Origin of the sequence: Legionella sp. PATHC039, from assembly GCF_026191275.1 — a bacterium.
In the GTDB taxonomy this organism is placed as follows: Bacteria; Pseudomonadota; Gammaproteobacteria; order Legionellales; family Legionellaceae; genus Legionella; species Legionella pneumophila.
Map to the genome: position 1 here is coordinate 297,581 of NZ_JAPHOP010000001.1, position 23,716 is coordinate 321,296.

A 23,716-nucleotide genomic window follows, 5' to 3' on the forward strand; every position below is an offset into this window, starting at 1 on the left:
GCTTTTATAAATGTACAGACCCGCATTTATAAAAGCGAGCGGCAACACTTATCCGATAGCCATTCTGAAGAGAAAAAGCTTGTTCCCGCTTCTTGCCTGGCTTTAAAGCTTTTTTGACAGAACATCCTGCAACATCTGCTTATCCAAGCTTCAATCAGCTACCCGCTGTTTCAGGCGCTTATTTTCATCTTCCAACTGCCGCAGTTTTCTAAGCCCGAGGCACCAAGACCACCTTATTTCTTCTTTCATATACAAAACGTCGGTTCGCTGATGCCAAACTTCCGACACACTTCCAGATACGCTTGTGCCTAGCTCTAATTGCTTTAGCCAAATAATATTTGTTCTTCTGTAAATTTACTGCGTTTCATCGCAAATACCCCGTTTTTATTAATTGATATTTTGCCAGATTCTCTAATTTACAGTGGATCTATTTTTATGGAGGAGATCAATAACTTTTCACGGTTAGGTTTTGGAAGTTTCTAAAGTTCGCTAAATTGTGATTCAAAATTGCAGCATGGTATCGCTTTGACAAATTGTTTAAGTAAAACACCATCGATTACATTACTTATGAGGCAAATCGATTTGTGTGAAAATATCAAAATGTACAGAAAGTCTACTATAATTTATTAAATCAACATAATATATGTTACATTATGCCTATCAAACCTACTATAAGGTACAAGGAAGACCTAAATCAAATAAAGAATTTTTATGCACCCTCCTTCCATAAATTAATATCCCCAGAACATGGAACTCTATATTTAATGGGGTCGAAGCACAATCACGATTTAAAAATAACTGAACAAATGAGGATGTTATTAGATACAATTACTATTTTTGCTTGTGAGAGCACTGATATAGCGCTCTTGACCGACCATCGCGGATTAAAATCAATGGATTCTCAGTTAATGCAATATATAATGCATAATACTTATGCACGTGTAATTACTTTGGAATCAAAAAAGAGCAACTGATGGCCCTAGAATTTTCACAAAAGACTAATATTAGTCAAGAAATACGAGATAGCAAGTTACTTTATGAGCGAAACCAAGTAATGGTTAGTAGATTGCTACATAGGACAACAAAGAATGATATTACCTTTGTTGTTGTAGGGCATGAGCATCTCAAACCCTCAGAGGATGCTCATCTCCCTGTAAAAATATGATAGAATTATTTATAGAAGGGGGGGTTACATATGAAAAATATGAAATATGCAGTCCCGAAGAAAATGCTAGTATTTTGGGTTTGCCGCCAAAATGCTGATCTTACCTCGAAATACCGCAGACAGGTTTTATGCAGCTAATTCAAACTAATATGGTGTCTGATATACCAAATCTGAGTGAAGCCGCTGCCGATTATAAAACACTTCAATGATGTGTGTAGAAAATTGTTAAAACAAAAAAATACAAAAGGTGAATACGCATTTTAGTCTCACTGAATTACTCTATTCATTTTTCGCAAGAAACTTGTTGCTGTTCATTAATTCATCAATTGCGGGGTTTGTTGATAAAGTTTCGCGGACTTTTTGAAAATTGCGGCAACTTGGGTTGGCGAAGGCGTTAATGATGAAATAAGCACTCTCGCTATGATTATCCTCTTTATTCTCAGATATCTTTTTTTTGATTTCAACAATGGCATTGGTTATATTCTCTTCCTTTGACGGGTCAATCTTCATTACAATTTCTTTTATTTGCTTGATAATAGTTGATACGGTGCCATCTTGATTTCTCAAAAAATCATCATTTTCTAATACCCTGTAAACTGCAGAAATGTTTTCTTTCCTCTCATCAGCATCTATCTTGGCAATACTCACATGGATTTTTGCGATATTGGATAAAGACAATTGTTTTTCATAAGCTTTAATTCTATCTTCATTTCTATCTGCAAAGTAGCGTCTTTTGTCTCTAGGCAGCACATCTTTAACCATTGCAATTTCCAAGGCGTCTTTAATTTTCTTCTCATGTTTGATTACAAAATCGAGCCTATTAGTCAACGGTAATTCATATAAAACGGAAGCGAGCTCTTTAGCATTGTTAATTTTATCTTCATGCTTAATTGCAAAACTTATTTTTTCATCTTGCGGTAGTTCAATCAAAACCGAAACAACCCCTGCAACATCCTTAATTTTATCTTCGTGTTTGCGTGCAAAATTCACTTTATTTTCTTGCGGCAAATTATTCAAAACATAAGCAAGCCCTTGAGCATCCTTAATTTTATTTTCATGTTTAAGTACAAAATCCATTTTTTCATCCTTAAGCAAACCATATAAAAAAGATCCCAAGTCATAGCCATTTTCAATTTTATTCTCATGTCGTCTTGCAAACTTGAGCCTTTGATCATAGGGTAACAGCAGTAGAATAGAACTAATGTCACTGGCATTGTCAATTTTGTCTTCTGATCTCATTATAAACTCGAGCCGTTGCCCATAAGGTAATCCGAGAGCTACTTCAATAATTTCAGAAGCATTTCTAACTCTGTCTATACAATCGATTGTAAATTTGAACCTTTCAGCTTCAGGTAAACTGGATAAAACCAATGCAAGTCCGGAGGCGTCTTCAATTTTATATTCACAAGTGGTTGCAAACTCAAACTTTTTGTTTTCAGGTAGCTTGGTTAATACACTAGCGAGATCATGCGCATTCCTAATTTTCTTTTTACACTGGTTTACAAAATCTAACCTTTGATCTAGAGCTAAATTCTCTAGCACAGCATTAAGGCCTTTGCTGTCAGTGATTATATCTTTACATTTCCCTGCAAAATCCAGTTTTTTTTCTTCAGGTAGTTCCTTTAAGACATGAGCCAATGTTTGTGCATCTTTGATTTTATCTTGATGGTCAATTGCAAATTGCGTTCTGTTATTCTTTTCTATCACAAAAAAAACTGAAATAAAGGGTAGTTTGTCTAATCTTCCCTCGTAAAACCGTTCGCCATAGATAGCGAGCAATGTCTCCTGGCCGTTTGGGATTGTCAATAATCGCTCGAGCAATGTTTTGCTTTCATATTTAGAGGAATCTCTATTACTATAAGAAATTTTATTTGATTTTAGTAACTTCTCTTTAAATTCAGGGTGAGTTTCGGTAATCCTTTTAATACTCTCAAAATCCCCTGATTCAAGCAACTGAATAACAAGTTCGTCTGTTATCTTGTTGCTGCCAATATTTAACCCGGCTTGTTTGTAAACATCACGCAGATTACGCATCAAAGGCAATTTTGAGTTTAATTTATTCAATTGGTTTTGATGCTTCATAATGTCAAATACAATATTCTCAGCCAGTTTTTCAATTTTATGATTAAAGTTATCTTGCATTTCCTGATTTACGGGGTTACCCCAATGATAATCCCTCGTGGTAATAGGCGCATCAGGGGGTGACATCACACGTGCTTGAAGAGTTTCTATATATTGTTTATCAACTCGACCTCTGGTTATTTCATTTAATAACTGCGAAATATTAGTTGTTTCACCGCTTTCTGTTAACAGAGGATTTAAACGTCCTCCCGGAGCTGCTGCATAGGCATACTTATCCACTACATCTAGAGGGATGCTCACCTGATATAAAGCTCCTTGTCCTTGGTATGGGAATTCTTTTGCCAAGGCTATTAGTTGATTTATTATGCCCACACCCACTCCCATTGATTGAATACTTGCAGACAGCATATTCTGTAAATTAGTTTTAGCAGCCGACTCATTGTTGGTGTAATATTCAATTGTGTTGGAGCCCTCGACATTATGACTTCCAAATAAAAAAAGATTAGCTGATATTGCAGATTCCATATAACCACTATCATAATTACTAACCTTTCCACTTTCAGAAATAACCTTAAAGTGACTGATGAACTCCTCAACGGTAAGGCATTTATGAAAAAGAGGATTATCCATACGTAAAGCACCGATATCGCTGTTTGCAGCAAGGATTTGATAAATTGCTGTGTAGACAGCGTAAGCGTAAGCAATATCACTATTAGTACCATGATAGAAGAAGACTCTCTCGGGATGGTCTTTTTCATACTGAATCATCTCAACAGCTTGATTGATTAGCCGCTGCTTTTCTTCTTCTGATAATCCCTTGTAATGTATATCCAGAAACCGTTTTATATTCTCTGCATTTGATTCTTGAACATGAAAATCATCCCCCATAACTGCCTTAAGATGTAATTCGCTTTGAGAAAGAATAGGTTCGCCAGTTTTTGCCGGTTGGTAATCTTCTTTAATTAGTGCTTTAGGGTTTGAAGAAACAAGTCCTTTATTTTTTATCTCATCGAGCACTTTTGACTTTTTGATAGAGGTTCTTATTATTTCTGTTTCAACTTGTTCAGGAGATGCAATTGGTCGATAAGGATTATTCTTGCTTTGTTCAGAACCATCTGGTTCCTCAGCTAAGCCCTGCGTGCTCTGTTTACGAAAATGACTATTTAGCAATAGGTCATCGATCAGGGTGTTGACCGGTCCTTGACGAAGCATAGAATAGAGAGGCGGAAAAATAATCACATCCTCGTTTTTTATGTCTTTAACCTGAATGGTTATCTGTTCTTCTTCAACAACAGTACTATTTGTTTTTAATGCACTTTGCAAATTCTGTAAGGGAACCCAATGGTAAGACTCGTGCTCTTTATCAAGCAGTTGGGTGGTATCAACCGGATTAATGCCTTCAATAAAATACATTCGATACAAGAATTGTTGACCATTTGTGTCTTGAGTGATAATGTCATGAAATGGGGCCTCAGCGAGCTCTCTATCGCTATAATCCAGCACCCCATTGGACTCTTCTTTTGCCTCTCTTTGAGCGGTTCGTGCAAGTGATACATCGTCTGCATCACTCTTGCCACCGAAATTATCGCACCAGTTGTGACGGGCGCGTTTCGATAATAGAACACATAATTGGCCACGTTCATCCTTTTGGATATGCATCACTCCTGCCGCAGTTTTTCCTGGAATAGCTGCTTTGTCACGTTTGGCAAAATGCTGTGTTGCAAATCCATAGCGTTGAGCCAGATTATCAAGGCGATTGGAAAAACCAGAAAGCAATTGACGTTGAACAAAAGAGGGGATTTCAAGCTGTTGGCTTACTTCCCATATGGTTTTTTCAATTGTAGAACGCTGCTTTATCAAGTCATGAACCTGGCTTTTAATTTCTTCAGGACTTAAATCGCCAAACCATTGAGCCCCTGCAAGATTGATTTCATGATTACGCATCGAGTCTATTTCACTGACTTCTGCTGACATCTCTTCGCGTAAATCACCAAGAGCTCTAAATATAAAAGAGGCGCCTGAGTCGATTAATCTTGCTTCACCACCTTGTGTTTGAATGAAGTTATCCAACTTGGCAACATCAATATTACCCATGAAGGCATGAACTATAAAATTCCTGCGTGCCTGGCTAATAATAACCTGCTCATCCTGATTTTGATCCGGTTTAAGCCATTCGGCAAGTTGAACCGTTCTCTCTGCACGCTCAAAATTTAGTGATTGAGCCAAATCCTGTGAAAGCGAACGATATGCCTGCACATCAGCAACAGGCACTCCCAAACGCTGGTAAAGTACATTGATTAACGCTTCTACTTTTATTTGCACTTCACTAGAGCCAAACTTTAGAACATAGTTTTTTTTGTTGCTCATATCTTGAACTTTATATGTACTTGAAGTTCCACCACCAAGAGAATCTCCAAGTTTAATAGAGGCTAAGTTTTCAGGAAAGCCTTCCTGTTTTGGGTTTGTTAATAGTCGTGTATCAGGTTTGTAATGATAACAAGTGGTTTTTATATTTAGCTCAGCAGTAGAAATGGCTTTATCAATTGCCTCAAGTTGGGCTTTGTCATTGTCAATAACATGTAGGCGTTTAGAAAGTGAGTTTTTCTTTAGATACTCAAGCAGAACAGCTACATTGTCTTTGGCGTGAATTAAAATATCATAACTTAAGTCCAATTGTTTTAACTGCGCAATGGTATTCTCGTTGTATTTTTCATTGTGCGAGGTAAGTAGTATTACCGGATGTTTAGTTTCTTTTAAATACCTGAGCACAGTCGGAAGATTGCTCTCAGTTAATGCTGGCGGAATGTTACCATACTCCATTCCTGGATTATGAACTAAAGCCTCATCAATATTCAATACTACCAAATCACCCTGAGGTATGTTTGCTAAAACTTCACTAATCCCTTTGTTGTTGCTTAGATTTTTGATTGTCATGATATCTATCTCAAAAAACTTTTTGTTGGATATTACTAATATTCATAATTATAGATGATGGAGTGAAATTATGTGGATAACCCCTTTTTTTAATGCAAGATTAAATTAGAGGCATAGGATACTAAGAATTAGGTGACATAATTTTCACGGTAAATTCTATGATACTCGTTACTTAATATTTAGATAATAATAGTTGGATATAATGAAGTTAAATTTTAGCAAATATCTGTCCATTTATTGTTTGGAAGTATACGAGAAGGCAATTAGGCTTAATTATGAAGAGTAAAGAAGAACGATTTAATGAATGGCGCCAAGAAAAGGCGAAATCAGAACAGGCATACATTAAAACTGTTCCATTAGTCGAGGAATACATTAAATCATTTGGTACCTTGGCTGAGCTCAGAAATGATGTGGCTAATCCTAATTCTGAAAAAATTAAAAAAATGGACGCCCATAAAAGGCGCACTTTGGGTGTTTTACTCTATGCCAAATTAAAACTGGATGAAGTGATAGAAAAAATTTCTGATTCAGATAGCCAGGAAAAGGATTTATTAGTTGAGTTAAATAATACTCTGAGCAAAGCGTATGATAATCCCAAATCGGACGCCAAAAACAGAGTAAAAATTTTAATAGAAACGACAGAACACTTATTGGATATCGAACATCACTCTTATCCACAATTGGCTAAAGAATTATGTGTCGATCTATACGCTCTGTTATGTATTGCAAAGAGATCTCTGAAGAAAAATGAAATACTGGCAAGCTGGTTCATTGATGTTCATGAAATTAATAAAAAACTGGAAGAATTATTAGCAAAAACAGAAGAAAAAGTCGAAAGTTTGGACAAAGTCTTGTCAGAAAAACCCAATAAATCACTTGATATTTCCCAAAAAGACAGAACGATACAAGATTATTTTAATGAGCGATTCAAAGAAGTTTTAAGTGGGGACGAGGAGCAAAGAACAAAACTGGATAAATTAAAGGATAGTTTGAAAGACGTGACTGAAGGATTATCAAGTATTGTGAAGTTAAGGAAAGAAAAGACCTCGATTGATGAGAAATTTAAAAAAATTGAAGCTTTACTGAAAATAGTAGAAGAGAACGATAGAAAAGTAATAGGAAGACAATATTTTTTAGATTTGATAGACAGCCATAAAGACCATTTTAATGCTCTAATGAGTACTGAGGGTGGGGAATTAAAAAAACAGTTAGCAGGGAAAATAGAAAAACTCAAGAACCCGGATTTTTATCAAACTATTTCTTCGACCCTTTTATGGGGTGCAAGCTGGGCTACTTCTTTGGGTACAGTTATTTATCGCCAGATAACTCCTCAAGCAGTTCAGGATAGAGTTAGCGCTTATGCTCCTGCGACACAGGATAGTGAAGCAAAAGCTCTTTTGCAGGAATTGGCTAGACAACAGTTAATTGAGTTAAAAAAACAACAGAATCTCAAAATGGATGAATTGGTTCAGAGATATAGCCAACTATCCGCTGATAGTCCTGAATTGGAAAAACTGATAATGAATGCTACCTCAGATAATCTTGAACAAATTGCAATAGCAACACAAGAAACAAGCAAAGTTATTGATGGATATGATCAAATTGAGATTAAGCTTAAAGACAATGTAGAAAAACTTAAAGGAAATCAGATTACTCGAAAGCAATTATCTGATTTTATTGAGAAAAATGACACTTGGATAGTAAAATTATCTAACTGGCTTGCAGAAAATATTCACGAAATATTTAAGTCAGATACAGCTCGGATGGTTGATAAGGCTAGAAAAGCGCAACAAAAACTGTGCGAGTTTGAAAAACAGTATCAAACTGAGATTGAAACTGAAAAAGCAAAAATTGAAAATAATGATTTATTATCTTCAGAGATGAAAGTTTTTTTAAAAAATCAGTTTGAAGAAACCCAAAAAACAGGTAGAGTGGAACAGAAACCTCAGAAAAACTTGAGCAAAGAAACTCTTCAGAAATTACTTGTTAACCTGTTGCCTGAACATGAAGAGATCCCATCTGAGGTAACATTCAGACCGTTTAATTAATCAGGGATTAGAAAATGATATGAGTCAATCGGTTGATCAAGGTCAAGTCATTGATCGATTAAATTCGTATCTCAAATGGCATAACATGCCAGTTAGCATGAATGAAGAAGGAATTTGCAATGGTTTGGTTACCGTGTATGCAAAATACGTTCTCGAAGGTAAAGAAAAGCGCTTTTTTGAATTGCTTGATCAGATAGTCAGAATGGAACCAGACTCAGCAATAGAGTCTGAAGTCAATCAGTTCATCTATGATGTCGTTCTCACTTTATTCCCGCATCAATTTAATAAAAAACTAAGTCAGGCTAATTCCATGTGCGCCTTGACAATAAATAATAAACCCTTGGCTTCTTCTTTTGATTTTGCAATTGCAACTCATGATAAAAACTGGGAAGAAATCTTTAAAAATCTGGCCCTGCAGGAGGATGAGATTGTTCGTGTTAGTGGTACAGCGCATGCTATAGCAGTCAGGAGAAAAAATAATAAATACATTGTATACGATCCTAATTACTCTTCTGGTACTAAAGAGTTTTCCAATGAACACGAATTGATTTCCGAGTTACATTACAATGTGTTCGGGTATCATAATGGATTTTATGTTAAGGGTGGTCTTGTGGGGATGATGATTAGTGTCATCCGCCATCCTGACAATAAGAAGCCAAGAGCTTTTCCTCAAGTGACTCAGTTTTATGATCGTTATTTAACCGAAAATAATATTAATGGCGTTGCTGTTTCATTTCATGGTGGAACATTTAATACTTTAGAGCATGCTGCAATGGTTAGTCATGCCGAAGTAATAAAAAATTTGCTTGAGAAAGGAGCAAAGGATAATGATGATCAGGCTGCTGGAAATGCTGTTATGTGCAACAATGTGGACGCATTAAAAGTTTTACTGGGAAAGAATAGAGATACCGAACTCTTTCAAAGGCTATTTCACGCAGCTTTGGAGAATGGCAGAGAAGAAGCTTATGATGCCTTATTTTCCATGAAAGGTGCTTTGCCATTTAATTCATCTATTCACGCCATTCGAGCTGCGGCAAAAGGGGGCAATCCAGTTCTATTAGCTAAAGTAATGAATTATTTTAAAAGAAATCATACTGGATTTTCAGATCTTGAGAATGCTGTTTCTTCTGCCATTGCCAGTGGAAGTGTCCAATGTGTCAAATTACTTGTTAACCAATTAAATGAAAATAAAAGACCTTTAAACGATAAAAAAAAGATGGAATATTTGCTGGAGTCAATAAAGCAAAATCAATCCTACATGGTTGCTTATTTTATTAAAGATATTCCACCAGAATATTTAAAAACGATCTATATGAGTGTTTCTACTGTTGAAAAAGCAAATCTGCATATTTTATGTCAGTTAAAGCATTACGGGGTTGCATTTACAAGTATATCAAAGGCTGTTTTTGAGCAAAAAGAACATCGTTCTATAGGTTTTATTTCGATACTAGGTATTTTTTTGTGTAAGTTCACTGATTTTCTTAAAGAAATTTTATTGAATGATTGTGGAATCTATTGTTCTCGCTCTGAAGAGAATGGAGAAAAAAAATCATTGTTTACCATCCCCAAAGGGCCGGTTGAAGTTGAACAATCACAATACCCCAAACTGCATTGAGACAAAGTACTAATGACAAACAGTACTCATCAGTTTATATTAATGAAATAGAATAGCCTTAAAGGAGCTTGGTTCATTGTGAATATTTTATTAGCAGGAGGCTCTGGATTAATAGGGCAAGAGTTAGTTGATGGAATGGGAGAGGAGCACCATTTTACCGTGCTGGGGCGTGATAAGGACGCAATACAAAAGATTTTTACAACAAAAGCATCCTCTTTGTCCTGGGATGAATTAAATACCCAGGATGCCAGTCGGTTTGACACTGTAATTAATTTATGTGGCGTCAATATTGCCATTTCACGATGGACACCAAAAATAAAAGAAGAAATAATCAGTTCGAGAGTGCAAACAACAGAAAAATTGCTTCATTGGATTTTACAGCAGAAAGCCAAACCTCGCTTTTATTGCGCCAACGCAGTTGGGATTTATGGCTTACAGGAAAATGGTGACATAACTGATTTGACTGAAGACACAGCAATTAATTGGGAACACCCAAAGGATTACCTAAGTGAAGTGGGAATTCGTTGGCAGCAAGTCTTACAAAAGGCAGAGGAAGTGGGCCTTCCTGTGACTTCCACACGCTTTGGTGTTGTTCTAAAAAAGGGAAAGGGGTTTTTAGGAAAGCTCTATCCCAGCTTTATTTGCGGATTAGGAAGTACTATTGGGGATGGTCGCCAATATCTTTCCTGGATAGACAGTGAGGATTTGGTCAATGCCTATCGGTTTTTGTTAAATCATCCTGAAATTACCGGACCTGTGAATGTGACCTCACCAAATCCATGTATGCAAAGAGAATTTGCTAAAGCTTTTGCCAAGTCTCTGCATAGGCCGCTATTATTGTGGACTCCTGCTTTTGTAATTCATCTTTTATTTGGTGAAATGGGTGATTGTTTAATCAATCAAGGGCAAAAGGTAAAACCCAAACGGCTTTTGGAAGCTGGTTTTGAGTTTAAATGGCCTGGCATTGAAAAGGCATTAAAGCATCAGTATTCCGCTGCATAGTAACAGCGTTTTTAACAGGATTGCATGATTTGGAGGGATATTTAAAATACCCTGTAAGTTACTGAATACTTGACAGGGTATTTAAAGGAGTACTGATTAACGAGCACTCTTAAAGTATTGTTTTAATTTCATTGGAGAAATTTGAGAGCCGTCTTTGATAGCAGCGGCGATTAAATTAGGAGTGCCAGTGTCATAACTGCAAATGATGTCTTCGTCTTGTTGATGAGGAACTCCAGGAGCATTCATCATGCTTAACACTTCATTCGATGCTTCCAAAGCGCCTTCCTCGGAATCTGCTTCAATTGGAGCAATGAAAAAGCCCCAAACAGAAGAGGTGCTGTAATCACTGATATTATAAGCCAGATAGTAATTCATGCCAATTTCTTCAGCCATAGGCAAACCTTCCGTCTTGATTACATTGATATCTGGGCAAGCACCTTGTTGAGAAGCAAAAGCAGAACCGGCGAGAATTAAAGCGCCAAAAAAAGTCGCTAATTTAGATTGAAACATCATGTTTTTTACTCCTGAGTTATTTTTAATTCCGCGCAAAGAGTATCATTTGCCTAGAAGATTTACAATAATGTTGTAATTTGAGATTGGAGGGTAAACGGAAAACAAACTGGCCTTATTCTCGGAGGTATGATCATTGATTACTAATGCTATCGTCCAGAACCAGCAATCAACATAATAAGGTAAATCGCTAATCGTTTTTGAAATCAATAGTAACTATTTCATGGTCAAAACAGTTCGCGCTATCATTACTAAAATTAAAATTTGAAATAATAACCATTAACAGGACATATTATGTGAGTTGGAATCTTGAGGTAGCAATTGTTTCTCAATGACCTGCAACAGCAGAGTAAGTTCTCTTTCATACATGGTCCTGTCATATCCACCTTCCAAGCCCCAATAGATGGTGTCAATACAGTCTTTGCTCTCGTTATACAAAGCGAATATGGATTCGTAGAAATAGCTTAGATCACCGTCATTAAAGCGAAATTGATGGGCGGCAGTTTTTCCCAGCATCTGTCCTTTAACAAATTTACCGCAATATGCTGTTTCATCTTCATGAGAATCCCATCCGGTAGGGAGGTATAAAGCAATTTTTTGCCCTTTTGCTTTCGCCTCTCTAATCGATGCTTTGAATTGCTCTAAAGCAAAAAGAAGCGCAGGGTGCACTCCTACTGATTTTCTGGACGTTAAGCTGAGATCCACCGCGTAATAACTTAAATCATTGTGGTGCCATACATGGATCTTTTTCCCTACATCTACTCCCTCGGAGTTGAATTCGTTATTAATGTAGGAAAAATCTTGTTGGGGATATACTCTTGAATCAAACACATCAATGTGACAAATCGATAGATGGGAAAATGAGTGTCGTAAAATGTCACATAGGCCATTGTCGCGATTGACGTCGGTTCCTATAATGACAAATCTGGGTGGTTGAACAGAACTCAACTCAGCCTGTTTTATCAGCATCGCTGTTTTATTGATAAGGCAAAAACCGCTTCCCATTTGGGTATAGGCATGATGGCTTGGTAAACCAAAAGAAAAATGGGTTTTTCCCGGATTGAACAGAGTTGTTGCACAATCCTTGATTAAAATTTCAAAGGTTTTTGGGGTAACGACCAGATCGGCATTTAGTTGTTTAAAGCCAAAATGTTTCGCTTGAATACAATGTTTAATGAGTTGATAAAGATAATCTTCTGAATGAACAGCTCGTAATGCTCGTAAAATAATATCATCTTGCGGTAGCAGGTGAAAAAGCGTATGTGCTTTTGGTATATCTCCTTCATCTATCGCTGCGAATAAGTCTAGCCAATAGTCTGGTAGACTGGTTTCCTGAGTTGTAATAATTGGTAAATTCCCATATTTTTTTATCAGTGCTGACATGTGTTTTATACGTAAACATTGATCTTCTTCGCCGCCTGCTGGCATGCGGCGCATTTGCTCATTGTCTATTTCAGATGGGATTTGAATGGCACATTCTTCAGTGTATGGAGTGGCAGAACTCTTGTTTTTCCTCGTTTTTGCTTTTTTAAAAAATCCTTTATCCTTGGCCATATCCATTCCTAAATAGCGTGGTTAATTTATTATATTTTAGAATAGGCGAGTGAGAGATATTAATCCAGAGATTTGTTAAGCTCATGACTATCAAGACAAGAGGCGTTACTTTCTTTATAATACAAAGAGAGTTTATGGACAGAATTTCATTTTGTTCTGACTCGACAATTACTCCGTTATCCAATTAAGTCGAGGGTCTATGGTACAACATGACACAATCCAACTGCCTCCAAAACCTTATGGTGCTCATCTAATCACTAATGAAGTGATGCAAAAAATTACGTTGAGGGGTACCGGATTATTACATTTATTTATTCAGCATACCTCTGCGGCACTTGCCTTAAATGAAAATGCTTCCCCTGATGTATTGATTGATCTAAACCATTTCTTTACTCAACTTGTTCCTGAACATCAGCATTATCGTCATGATATAGAGGGGCCAGATGATATGCCCGCCCATATTAAATCAATTTTGTGTGGCTCATCTTTAACTATTCCATTTCAGGAAAACAAGTTGCTATTGGGTGTTTGGCAAGGCATTTATTTAATGGAATTCAGAAAACAAGCAGGAGCAAGAACAATTGTTGCCAGTCAATTGATTTAGGATCATAGGGCATAACTCTACTCACCATTGAATCAATCTGAGCAACTCTTGTATCTTTCTGTGTTTCATTCATAAAAAAGAAAAACCTCCTGTTCTTAACTATACTTTATATTATTTTGAAACCAGGACAGCCTCATGACGAATGATCATTACGTATCTAAAAAAAAGATATTAGCTGTGGTTTTTTGTGTTTTTGCGCCCAATGAGGTTTTATTAGCTAATGATACTGCTGTAGGTGGGGAGGGATCTTTACCTATTCCTGTTTCTCAGCCGCATATAAAAATGGTAAGTGAGTTAATCAGGATCAGTGGAAAGAATTTAAATGAGCCCCAGATGAATGGTTCTTGGCATTATAATTGTAATTTCACTTTTAAAAATACATTAAATAAAGAAGTTACTATTTCAATGGCTTTTCCCTTTCCTATAAACGATGGGAATTCAGAAATTGCCCTACCAGCGGGACAGCAGACTAATGTTGGTCAAGCATTGGTTTATGATTTTCTGGTTATAGTCAATGATAAGCAAGTTCCAGCACAGCGCAGTAATATTGCCCCGGATCAGAATAAAGGCCTTTACTATGAGGATGCTTATTTCTGGAAAACCACCTTTCCACCCTTGGCAACAGTCAATATTCATCATGATTATTCGACGGGAGCTACTTATGATGTAATGGGGTATCATTGGGTTCGTTATGTTTTAAAAACAGGTGCTCTTTGGCAGGATAGCAGTATCGGACATACTCGACTTGAAGTCATTCCTAATACACCAACGCGTTTATGCTCTGAGATAGATCCAAAGGCAGACTACCTCAATCCTACCCCATCAGGGATGAGCATTTCAGGCTCACGAGCGAATAGAAAATACATATGGGATTTACGGGATTTTCAACCTCAAGCAGATTTGTCACTTTGCTTATTTACGGGGATTAGTTATGTTCGCTATAAGGTGATTTATCCTTGGTTAAATTCAGATGATGCATTACGCAAATTAGCCAGATTTAGTAATAAAGAATTACGATTCTTACGAAATACTATTTATGCGCAATATGGGCGTCAATTTCAATCACCCGATTTACAAGAATATTTTAGCAAGAAATGGTGGTATGTACCAAATCCTGATTATTCAGACCGTATGCTCAATGAAGAAGATAAGAAATTATTATCAATGATTAATCAGGCAAAATAAACTCAATCGCTGATAAGCTCTTTATAATAAATCCCATATGAGGCCCCTAAATTAATACAATCTGATTTTGACAGGTGACTATTACCACCCAGGTCTATTTTTATTTTATGCCAATTCTTGTGTTTGTTGCAGGATCGCTTGAGAAAAGCATTGTTGCAATTTTATTGAGATGCATTCTTACTATAATGTCCTACTAATTCAGCCGTATCTATGATATCTCCTTTCATAGCATTCACCACATCCTGAGCAGTGGCTTCTGGGCCAAGATTAAGGTAAGTGTCTAAAGCATAGAGTGTAAAATAGTAACGGTGTGTACCTGCAGGCGGGCAGGGACCACTGTAACCGGTGGTATTCCAGCTGTTTAAACCACTGGTTGCGCCAGCAGGAGTTGTTGTCCCTTCTGTGAGCTGTTTCACTTGAGCAGGGATATTAAATAATACCCAATGTATCCAATTACCTGTAGGAGCATCAGGATCATGCACTATTAACACATAAGATTGGGTTCCCAGATTGGGATCATGCCATATTAGTGGGGGAGAATAATTTAAATTGCTGCATGTGAATTTTTGAGGAATTGCTGCATTCGATGCAAATGCCGGACTATCCAAAGTTAATCCTGCAGAAAAACAAGGTATAACAAGTAATGCATAGCTGACTGATGCCAAGACAAGATTTTTAAATATGTCCATCACTTTCCCTGTTTCTATTGTTTATTTACCTGAAATTATTGAGAGTTTAGTCTTTTATAGATTTCCTTAAATTATAGATTACTATTGATACACTTGTGATTTTTTTTCATCAGAATTTACCAAAAGCACCAATTTATTTATTAAAAAAATATTTAATTGGGTCATTTATTTTTCTAAAAGCCCTCATTAAAAGCATTTTCCTCAACATTCTTTGTTTGTAAGCCTCATTCATATGAGAAATGACTTGTGCTGTTGTTTATAAAATTTTCTAAACCTATAATGAAACTCCAGTATTTTTAAAGGAATAATTTCAATGAAAGCAATAGGTTACTACCACTCTTTACCCATTACAGATAATAAAGCATTGATGGACTTGGATGTATCTGTGCCCAAAGCAACTGGCCACGATATTTTAGTTGAAATCAAAGCTGTTGCAGTGAACCCCGTAGATACCAAGGTGCGTCGTAATGTTCAACCGGAGCCTAATCAGCCCAAAATATTAGGCTGGGATGCCTCCGGGGTAGTTACTGAAATTGGATCGGAAGTGACTATGTTTAAACCAGGTGATGAAGTGTGGTATGCCGGTGATTTAACCAGACCAGGATCTAATTGTGAATTTCACCTTGTTGACGAACGCATCGCAGCCAAAAAACCAAAATCGTTAAGTTTTCAAGAGGCTGCTGCATTACCTTTAACCAGTTTAACAGCTTGGGAGCTTTTATTTGATAGGTTGCAATTATCAGCAGAAGATAAAGGTATTCTATTAATTACTGGAGCGGCTGGGGGGGTTGGTTCTATTTTGGTACAACTGGCAAGGCAACTTACCCAGTTAACTATCATCGGAACAGGAGCCCGTCCTGAATCAATTCAGTGGATCCTTGATAATGGAGCCCACCATGTCATTGATCACACTAAAGGCATGAAGGCTCAATTACAAAATTTACATTATTCTGAAGTGGATTATGTGATCAGTTTGACCCATACCGATCAACATGCCAAATCGCTAGTTGAGGTCCTGAAACCTCAAGGGAAATTTGCATTGATTGATGACCCTCAGGATTTGGATATTAAGTTATTTAAACTAAAGAGTATTTCTATTCATTGGGAAATGATGTACACCCGCTCTATGTTTAAAACAGCTGATATGATTAAGCAACATGATATTTTAACGGAGGTTGCCAGATTGGTGGATGCCGGTAAAATTAAGACAACTATTGCCGAGTGTTTGGGATTGATCAATGCTGACAATTTGAGAAGAGCACATGCTTTACTGGAAAGTGGTACTTCCAGAGGCAAGATCGTTTTGAATGGATTCAAGTCAATTTAGTTATTCTTGAAACAGCGACGATGCCTGGAATGAAACAGATAGAGTCACTTGATTTTTAAATGATTCTCTAAATAGCCTACGCGCCTCAGCTTGTCTGAGGCATCCAGAGAGCGCTTAGTTGGTATCGCTGACAAGCAGCGGTACCCGGAGGATCACCCATTTAGTTTATCTAAACCCCTCATTAAAAACATTTTTTGCCTTGACCTTGGAGTTTTACGCAAATCTATTTGTGTTAAAAAAATATCTTTTAATTAAAAATTGGACATAGTGTTTTGTCGTGTTCTATATTAATTAATACAGGGAATAAAAAATATAAGATCAATTCAATCACAAGGAAAAACTATGATTATTTATCTGCTATGGTTATTAGCAGTAACATCATTTAATTTTTCAACTTCTACAATTCCAGTGTCAAAAGCCGAGCCTCAAGGGAATCTTTTATACAGTGAAATACCGTCAATCAAGATGCCTTTGAATGAAATAAAAACATTGTTACAAAAAGAGGGTAATTCTCTTCAACCTGCCGTTATTGATAAAGTGATAATGACCATACAATGCGCTAATGCTTATCAAGTAGATAGAAATAATATATTGACTATTATTGACTATTCTATGCCTTCTAATCAAAAACGGTTATGGGTGTTTGATTTGGATAAGAAAGAGTTATTATTTCATACTTATGTATCTCACGGGATAAAATCAGGGACTCTTTTAACGGATAAATTTTCAAATAAATTTGATAGTAAGGCCAGCAGTATTGGTGTTTATAAAACAGAGCAATCCTATTATGGTCGAGAAGGGTTGTCTTTACGATTAGTGGGTTTGGATACCAAGTTTAATGATAATGCCTTTAATCGCTATATTGTTATGCATGGCGGATGGTATATGGATGAACAATTCATCAAAAGATATGGTCGGCCTGGCCGTAGTTGGGGCTGTCCTGCGTTACCTTTGCCAATTAAAAAGCAAATTATTGATACTATAAAAGATAATTCTTTACTGGTTATTTATTATCCTAGCGATGAGTGGTTTAATAAGTCGAAATTTTTAAATTGCAGTAAACAGAAATCAGATCAAGTCGTTATTAACAGGCTTTCCGAGACCCAATCTCCTGTTGACGATGAAATACGGGAAGATATTTTGTTTGTTGACCTCAATAAAAATAACAGCCGTGAAGAGCATGAACCTATCATTACTATGTCAGCAGATGCTTATGAGCGTATTTTTCATTCTCAACCTCCTTTGTCCCGCATGTTAAGACGCCAAATTAACAATGCAGAATACATTGCTTTGAGTAAGGAAGAATTTAACAAGCTGGTTCTTCAGGGGAATAGGGAGAGTTTGGGAGAAATTCATTTTGTAATACCTGTCATTATTATGGAACACGGGTATTATGAAACTCAAATGCAGATCGTCAATATGGGTAAAATTAAGGAAGTTCAACCCAATTCTGATACGTCTCGTATTACACAGGCACCTGCTAAAAGCTATAGAATAGATTTTGAATCGAAACCAGCCCTCAATTTAAAAACAACAAACCGCTTTATTCGGTGGCTGGGGCTATAATTTCAATTTGTTACCCTGTTTAATGACAGGGTTGAGTTTATTCGCAGCTAGCTGTGTGTAATATGCACAGTGTAAGGCCCTTGGTAAAAATCTTCACCTTTTCCAAATAAGTTATCCAGATCAAACACATTGGACATAGAGTCATGGCCATGAACATAATTAATGCCATAGGGTTTGTTATTGGGATTAGCGTGGCGATCGAGGATAGAATAATCACGATTCCACAATATTTGCTTAATTGGGCTTGGTGTGTTCGTCTGATTGTGTGCTTCGTTAAGCTCCTTGTAATGTCTAGTGAACGTGTTAGAGAGTATCCATTGTTTTATTTTGGAGTTAATTGCGTCAAGACTTTTGGTTAATTCATGCAAGTTAGAGTCTTTAAAAGGAACTTGCAGATCATTGGCTAATGCTGAGATTATTCCTAAATCGATTGGCGCATGAGTATAAATGGTAAGCTCATTTTTACCTTTATTATGCGTATAACCAGGAAGTACTATATGCTTTAAGTAATGATATTGAATCATTTCCAAAATGTCTTGTTTATCAATCAATCCCCGATCAATCAGTCTTCCCATATTTAGCATGGATTGCACTGTGGATTCGTTTTCACCTTCACCGTAAGGATTATAGTTAAAAGAATGCTCAGGTCTTTCATAGGCTGTTAAAAAAAAGTTGCCATGATTGGATAGAATCACCTCAAAAGGAACGTTGGCCTGGTCGAGCTTTTTATAAATAACCAAAGTGTAATAGTCATTCATACCACGATCACATAGATCATCTCCCAGAAAACGTATCTTGTGCTGGGTGTTGATTTCAGCGGAATTGACTATAATTTGGAAAAAAGACAAATCTTTTGTTGACAGTTCGTTAGGATTTTTCTGATAGATAGTTACAAATAACTTATAGTCCTCTTTGTTGATTTTAATCACATCATTGCGAATTAAAAAATAGAGCAATTTCAATGCATTTCCATGCAAATCTCCAATAGTGATTTCTACACTAGGTGGATAACTATTGATTTCTTTGGGATACTGTTTCAGGTTTGCTTGCTTGACGTACAGTTCGTTGTATGGTTTTTCCTGTTCCGCAAATGATTGAGAAAAATAACAATGAATAATAAAAATGATGAAAAGTGCCATGCGGTTCATGAATGCTACATCCTGTAAAAATTTTTTATTGTTCTGTGTCGATGACCGTAATCTGATAAGCTAGGTATACCTTGGTTTTATCATGAAGGCAATGGCTTTATATTAGACCTCTTGCCTAACCTGATTATTTTGCTTTAGGGCAAAGTGCAAACGTTTGGGAGTAAAGTTTACTACAGTGAATGAAGCACCAAAGAAACGTTTGCAACGCAGCAATAAAATGAAAGAAACAGCTTATTTAAGAGACTTTAAGAGAGAAATAAGCAAAAGACAGAGCCAGGGTATAGAGTATCATCAACAAATTCTGGCTTAGGCTAAGTATAGCTAATGCATGTCATAATGGTAGCTTTAATTCAGATTTTGCAGATTGTTCTTTTTATCGTATTCTATTTGCACAACGGATAACACTTCCCTATAATGCGCATCACGCGATGAATCTAACGTCTTTTGCAGTTAATGCAAGTTTAATTAATTCCGCAAATGCCTTCACGGAGATAGAATGGTTTTTTCATCTTTAATATTTCTTTTTTTATTTCTTCCGTGCCTCAACCTGACTTATCTAGTCTGTTTTAAAAGTATCAAGTGGCAAAATTTTGTTTTAATGCTCTTTAGCCTGTCCTTTTATTATTGGGGCGAGAAAGATCATATCTTTATTATGCTTGCGTGTATTTTGATAAATTACCTATGTGGCCTATTGATTGAGGACAGCAAAAAACCTGGACAACGAAAAATCTATTTGATCACCTCTGTGAGCGCATCACTGGCTATGCTTATGTATTTTAAGTACTTTAATTTTTTTCTTGATTCACTGAACAGTGTCTTTGACTTAAATGTCATGGGAATCAGTAAAATTGTGTTGCCTCTTGGAATAAGTTTTTATACTTTTCATGCCTTAAGTTATGTTGTTGATGTGTATTGGAAAAAAGTACCAGCAGAGCGTAATTTTGTTACTTTTGTATGTTACGTATCCTTTTTCCCGCAATTGGTGGCAGGACCAATCGTTCGCTATGCCGATATAAGACATTCTTTTTATCAGAGATATATCACTCGCGCAGGGGTACGTAATGGAATTTTGCGTTTTTGTTTTGGCTTGGCAAAAAAGGTGCTTATCGCTAATGAAGTGGCAAAGCTTGCTGATTATGTATTTTACTTACCTGCCAATGAGTTGACTTTTTGGGTAGCCTGGCTCGGAGCTATAGCCTATGCTTTGCAAATTTATTTTGATTTTTCCGGCTATTCTGATATGGCCATAGGTCTTGGCTTGATGTTTGGGTTTAAATACAAGGAAAATTTTAATTTTCCCTATAATGCCTTATCGATACAGGAATTTTGGCGGAAATGGCATATCTCATTATCAAGCTGGTTTCGAGATTATTTATATATACCACTCGGAGGGAGCTACAAGTCCAGATTTCGAACGCAGATTAACTTGATCATTGTATTTGGCTTGTGTGGCTTATGGCATGGCGCTAATTATACCTTTATTGTTTGGGGTTTATTTCATGGGTTTTTCCTTATTCTGGAAAGAACCCACTTTGGCTATTTTATGAAAAAATTACCTAAAGTTATTCGCCATGGCTATGTTCTTTCTGTTGTGACAGTCGGATGGGTATTTTTCAGGGAAGATAATATTCAGTCGGCACTGGCATTCCTTAAAACGATGTTTATTCCTGCTGAGTTCAATCTTGATTCCATAGCAGCATGTATTAATATTATTCTTATTTTTGCTTTTATTGTGGGCATTATACTAGCGTTAGGGTTTAACAGCAGAATAAGGGATAGTCTCATCTTAAGTAGAAATAAAAACTGGATTATCGCATACAAGCAATCCAGCAAGGTTTTGGGAATACTGCTTTTACTGGTTTCAATATTGTTATTAAGCACTAATTCTTATAACCCTTTCCTCTATTTTAGGTTTTGATGATGCGTATTTTTTCCAGGTTTTCTGACAGGTTGGTCATCTTTGCTTTTCTGGTAATCATTTTTGTACCAGGGATTGGTATGTTTTTTGAAAAACAAGCGGATGAAGTGAGATCTCTATTAAACAGAGAACCTCATCAACTCCCCCCCATTAATATAAAAAAAATAGGTCGTACTGATTTTAAGGGTATTGAGAATTGGTTTGTTGATCATACTTTGTTCATGACCTCGTTGAGTAAATTCTGGAGTCATGTCGTATATCACTTGGGAGCCAGCATCAAACCTGGGCAAGCCATTTTAGGGAAAGAGGATTGGCTGTTTTTGGGCAATGATTATGCGGCTTCTATCGATCAGTACACAGGGAGAAATAAGCCTGCCGAGGAAGAAATTCTCTTGAAATTATCTGTCTTAAAACAGATGAATCACCTGGCTAAGCAAAATAACATTCCTTTTCTGGTGGTCATTGCCCCAGATAAACATGAGATTTATCCGGAATATTTACCGGCTAACGTTCATAAGAGCTCCAATAAGAACAGGCTTGACCTTTTACAAGAGGGAATGCTTGCTCGAGGTATTGATTTTATCGATTTGAGACAAAAGGAAATTGAAGCCAAAAATACTCTTGGTAAACAGTATGGCGATCTTTATTTAAAGGGGGATAGTCACTGGAATTATGTTGGTGCTTATGTTGCTTACCAGGCGATATCAGATTACATGCAGCAAAAAGGGTTACAGAGGAGACAATTACAGTTTCATTTCATACCCAGAGAAACCACCTACTCTGATCTTACCAATTTTCTGCAGTTGGCACATATTAAATCTAATAATCCTCTTCCCGATGTTTCAAATTTAAAAATCGATTTGTTTGGCAGAGACATTGATGGGAAAGAGATTAAATTGGGTGATTTCCAGGGCAATCCAAATGGTGCAATCCTCATTGCGCCTTACGAGAATATTAATAAAGCTGTACAAAACAAACAAACCTGTTTATTAATAGGAGACAGCTTTTCGGAGTCTCTCAGTTTTTATTTTCATAATGATTTTTATAATACAGTACGTATTCACTCCGGGAATACCTCCTGGAATTTGTCTGATTTAATTCAAAAATACCATCCTGATTTGATTGTGTATGAAAAAGTCGAGCGTGATTTGCTCTATCCTCTCGTTAATTTTCAAACGACAGCAAATCAAGTAAGCCTTGAGCTTCCTAAACAGGCTTTAGCTGCGAGGGGAGAGCTCGATAAATTCAAGATTGGCCCAGATACAATCTCAGTCAATGGCTGGGCTTATATTCCCGATCTAGATGCTGGAAATGGGGAAGTGTTTTTAAAGTTGTCGATGGGAACTCAAATTTATTTATACAGTATGAATAAAATGCAAAAACAAAGCGTTAATCTTGCTTTTAAACAGGATGGTAAGCACTTGGATTTGTCAGGATTTAATGGAACTATCTCGCGTAAGGATTTACCTTATGGCCTATATAAAGTATCACTCATTGTTGTAAACGACGAGGTGATGGGCGAAACGGAGCTTCCAGGCACTTATACTTTAAGTTAGATGGCATTTGTATTGGTTCTGATTCAAAACAACAGAGTTTATATTAAATCGCTATAATATTAATGTATGAGGGTCAATTGGTAGAATCAATGGGAAAATTTTGGTCACAAAGAGTGACGAATACAAGCAATGCGCTTGATCTCGAAAAAGGGGTATTTACCTGGAGTGACCCCCAAAAAATAGCTGCTTCTTTGTTTAACTCAGCATTAAACAGCAATAGACGGAAAGGCACACCTTACCAATCAGCGATGTCTATGTTGAATTTTTACATTAATCGAACTGGAAGCAAATTAGCCGCCGGGCAAAAAGAAATTTTAATGGAAGCTAAAAAGGAGTTGCGATTATTAGCAAAAGACAAAACCCGTTACCATTAAATAAATACTGGGAACATTTCACTCACGAGGCAGATATTGGAGTTCGCGGCATCGGACCTACTCTCCCAGATGCCTTTGAAATGGGGGCTTTGGCATTAACGAATGTAGTTGCAGATGCAAGCCTAATCAAGCCTTCTTTATCAATAAAAATACATTGTGAAGCACCCAATGAAGAAATTTTATTTACTGATTGGCTAAATGCCTTGGTTTATAATATGCAAATTCATAATATGCTGTTTCGTGAGTTTGATGTAAAACTCAATCGCTTCGTTTTGGATGCTGTCATTAGGGGTGAAAAGGTTGATCAAAAAAAGCATCAACCAGTTGTCGAGGTCAAAGGGGCTACCTATACTGAATTAAAAATATACAAAAATAATGACATTTGGATAGCTCAATGTGTTGTTGATGTATAAACTCCTTAACAGGAATTAACGTGGTG

General features: G+C 36.6%; 17 protein-coding genes. 12 read left to right on the forward strand and 5 right to left on the reverse strand.

Annotated features, from left to right (window positions below; genetic code table 11):
* Positions 1-1,444: 1,444 nt before the first annotated feature.
* Entirely contained in the window at positions 1,445-6,181 is a 4,737-nt protein-coding gene (locus OQI99_RS01410; RefSeq protein ID WP_265731156.1) for an NUDIX hydrolase, read from the reverse strand.
* Between the two features lie 275 nt (positions 6,182-6,456).
* Between OQI99_RS01410 and OQI99_RS01415 the strand changes: the two genes are divergently transcribed.
* The 3 genes from OQI99_RS01415 (at position 6,457) to OQI99_RS01425 (ending at position 10,846) form a co-directional block, all read left to right on the forward strand.
* On the forward strand, positions 6,457-8,229 hold the full coding sequence (locus OQI99_RS01415) for a purine NTPase (RefSeq protein WP_265731157.1): 1,773 nt from the start codon (positions 6,457-6,459) through the stop codon (positions 8,227-8,229).
* A 19-nt stretch (positions 8,230-8,248) separates the two neighbouring features.
* A complete protein-coding gene (locus tag OQI99_RS01420; protein WP_265731158.1) occupies positions 8,249-9,844 on the forward strand; it encodes an ankyrin repeat domain-containing protein in 1,596 nt (531 codons plus the stop codon).
* Positions 9,845-9,922: 78 nt separating this feature from the next.
* Positions 9,923-10,846: a TIGR01777 family oxidoreductase gene (locus OQI99_RS01425; RefSeq protein WP_265731159.1), complete on the forward strand. Its 924-nt coding sequence runs from the start codon at positions 9,923-9,925 to the stop codon at positions 10,844-10,846.
* Positions 10,847-10,942: 96 nt separating this feature from the next.
* On the opposite strand, the gene OQI99_RS01430 is transcribed toward OQI99_RS01425, so the two are convergent.
* Positions 10,943-11,359, reverse strand: coding sequence for a DUF4949 domain-containing protein (locus tag OQI99_RS01430; RefSeq protein ID WP_265731160.1), 417 nt, complete (start codon positions 11,357-11,359; stop codon positions 10,943-10,945).
* A 276-nt stretch (positions 11,360-11,635) separates the two neighbouring features.
* Entirely contained in the window at positions 11,636-12,910 is a 1,275-nt protein-coding gene (locus OQI99_RS01435) for an acetylpolyamine aminohydrolase (protein ID WP_265731161.1), read from the reverse strand.
* A gap of 199 nt (positions 12,911-13,109) precedes the next feature.
* On the opposite strand from OQI99_RS01435, the gene OQI99_RS01440 reads away from it, so the two are divergent.
* On the forward strand, positions 13,110-13,514 hold the full coding sequence (locus tag OQI99_RS01440; protein ID WP_265731162.1) for a secondary thiamine-phosphate synthase enzyme YjbQ: 405 nt from the start codon (positions 13,110-13,112) through the stop codon (positions 13,512-13,514).
* Positions 13,515-13,649: 135 nt separating this feature from the next.
* The gene (locus tag OQI99_RS01445; RefSeq protein ID WP_265731163.1) at positions 13,650-14,699 is read left to right on the forward strand and encodes a YARHG domain-containing protein; all 1,050 of its coding nucleotides are present in this window, start codon (positions 13,650-13,652) and stop codon (positions 14,697-14,699) included.
* A gap of 161 nt (positions 14,700-14,860) precedes the next feature.
* Here the strand turns inward: OQI99_RS01445 and OQI99_RS01450 are convergent, their stop codons facing one another.
* Complete coding sequence (locus OQI99_RS01450; RefSeq protein ID WP_265731164.1) at positions 14,861-15,388, reverse strand: YbhB/YbcL family Raf kinase inhibitor-like protein; 528 nt, start codon at positions 15,386-15,388, stop codon at positions 14,861-14,863.
* A gap of 313 nt (positions 15,389-15,701) precedes the next feature.
* On the opposite strand from OQI99_RS01450, the gene OQI99_RS01455 reads away from it, so the two are divergent.
* Positions 15,702-16,715 carry a zinc-binding alcohol dehydrogenase family protein gene (locus tag OQI99_RS01455; RefSeq protein ID WP_061512749.1) on the forward strand — a complete coding sequence of 338 codons (1,014 nt, stop codon included), beginning with the start codon at positions 15,702-15,704 and terminating at the stop codon, positions 16,713-16,715.
* Positions 16,716-17,057: 342 nt separating this feature from the next.
* Positions 17,058-18,281 carry a murein L,D-transpeptidase catalytic domain family protein gene (locus OQI99_RS01460; RefSeq protein ID WP_265731165.1) on the forward strand — a complete coding sequence of 408 codons (1,224 nt, stop codon included), beginning with the start codon at positions 17,058-17,060 and terminating at the stop codon, positions 18,279-18,281.
* 47 nt (positions 18,282-18,328) lie between these two features.
* Here the strand turns inward: OQI99_RS01460 and wipC are convergent, their stop codons facing one another.
* Positions 18,329-19,429, reverse strand: coding sequence for a Dot/Icm T4SS effector WipC (gene wipC / locus OQI99_RS01465; protein WP_265731166.1), 1,101 nt, complete (start codon positions 19,427-19,429; stop codon positions 18,329-18,331).
* 175 nt (positions 19,430-19,604) lie between these two features.
* Between wipC and OQI99_RS01470 the strand changes: the two genes are divergently transcribed.
* From OQI99_RS01470 to OQI99_RS01490, 5 genes are all read left to right on the forward strand, one after another.
* Complete coding sequence (locus OQI99_RS01470) at positions 19,605-19,739, forward strand: hypothetical protein (protein WP_265731167.1); 135 nt, start codon at positions 19,605-19,607, stop codon at positions 19,737-19,739.
* A 342-nt stretch (positions 19,740-20,081) separates the two neighbouring features.
* Positions 20,082-21,347 carry an MBOAT family O-acyltransferase gene (locus OQI99_RS01475; protein ID WP_265731168.1) on the forward strand — a complete coding sequence of 422 codons (1,266 nt, stop codon included), beginning with the start codon at positions 20,082-20,084 and terminating at the stop codon, positions 21,345-21,347.
* A gap of 2 nt (positions 21,348-21,349) precedes the next feature.
* Complete coding sequence (locus OQI99_RS01480; RefSeq protein ID WP_322783688.1) at positions 21,350-22,903, forward strand: alginate O-acetyltransferase AlgX-related protein; 1,554 nt, start codon at positions 21,350-21,352, stop codon at positions 22,901-22,903.
* Positions 22,904-22,992: 89 nt separating this feature from the next.
* On the forward strand, positions 22,993-23,277 hold the full coding sequence (locus OQI99_RS01485) for a DUF3175 domain-containing protein (protein WP_265731170.1): 285 nt from the start codon (positions 22,993-22,995) through the stop codon (positions 23,275-23,277).
* On the forward strand, positions 23,247-23,690 hold the full coding sequence (locus OQI99_RS01490; RefSeq protein WP_265732338.1) for an archease: 444 nt from the start codon (positions 23,247-23,249) through the stop codon (positions 23,688-23,690). Before OQI99_RS01485 ends, OQI99_RS01490 begins: the two co-directional genes overlap by 31 nt.
* Positions 23,691-23,716 lie beyond the last annotated feature (26 nt).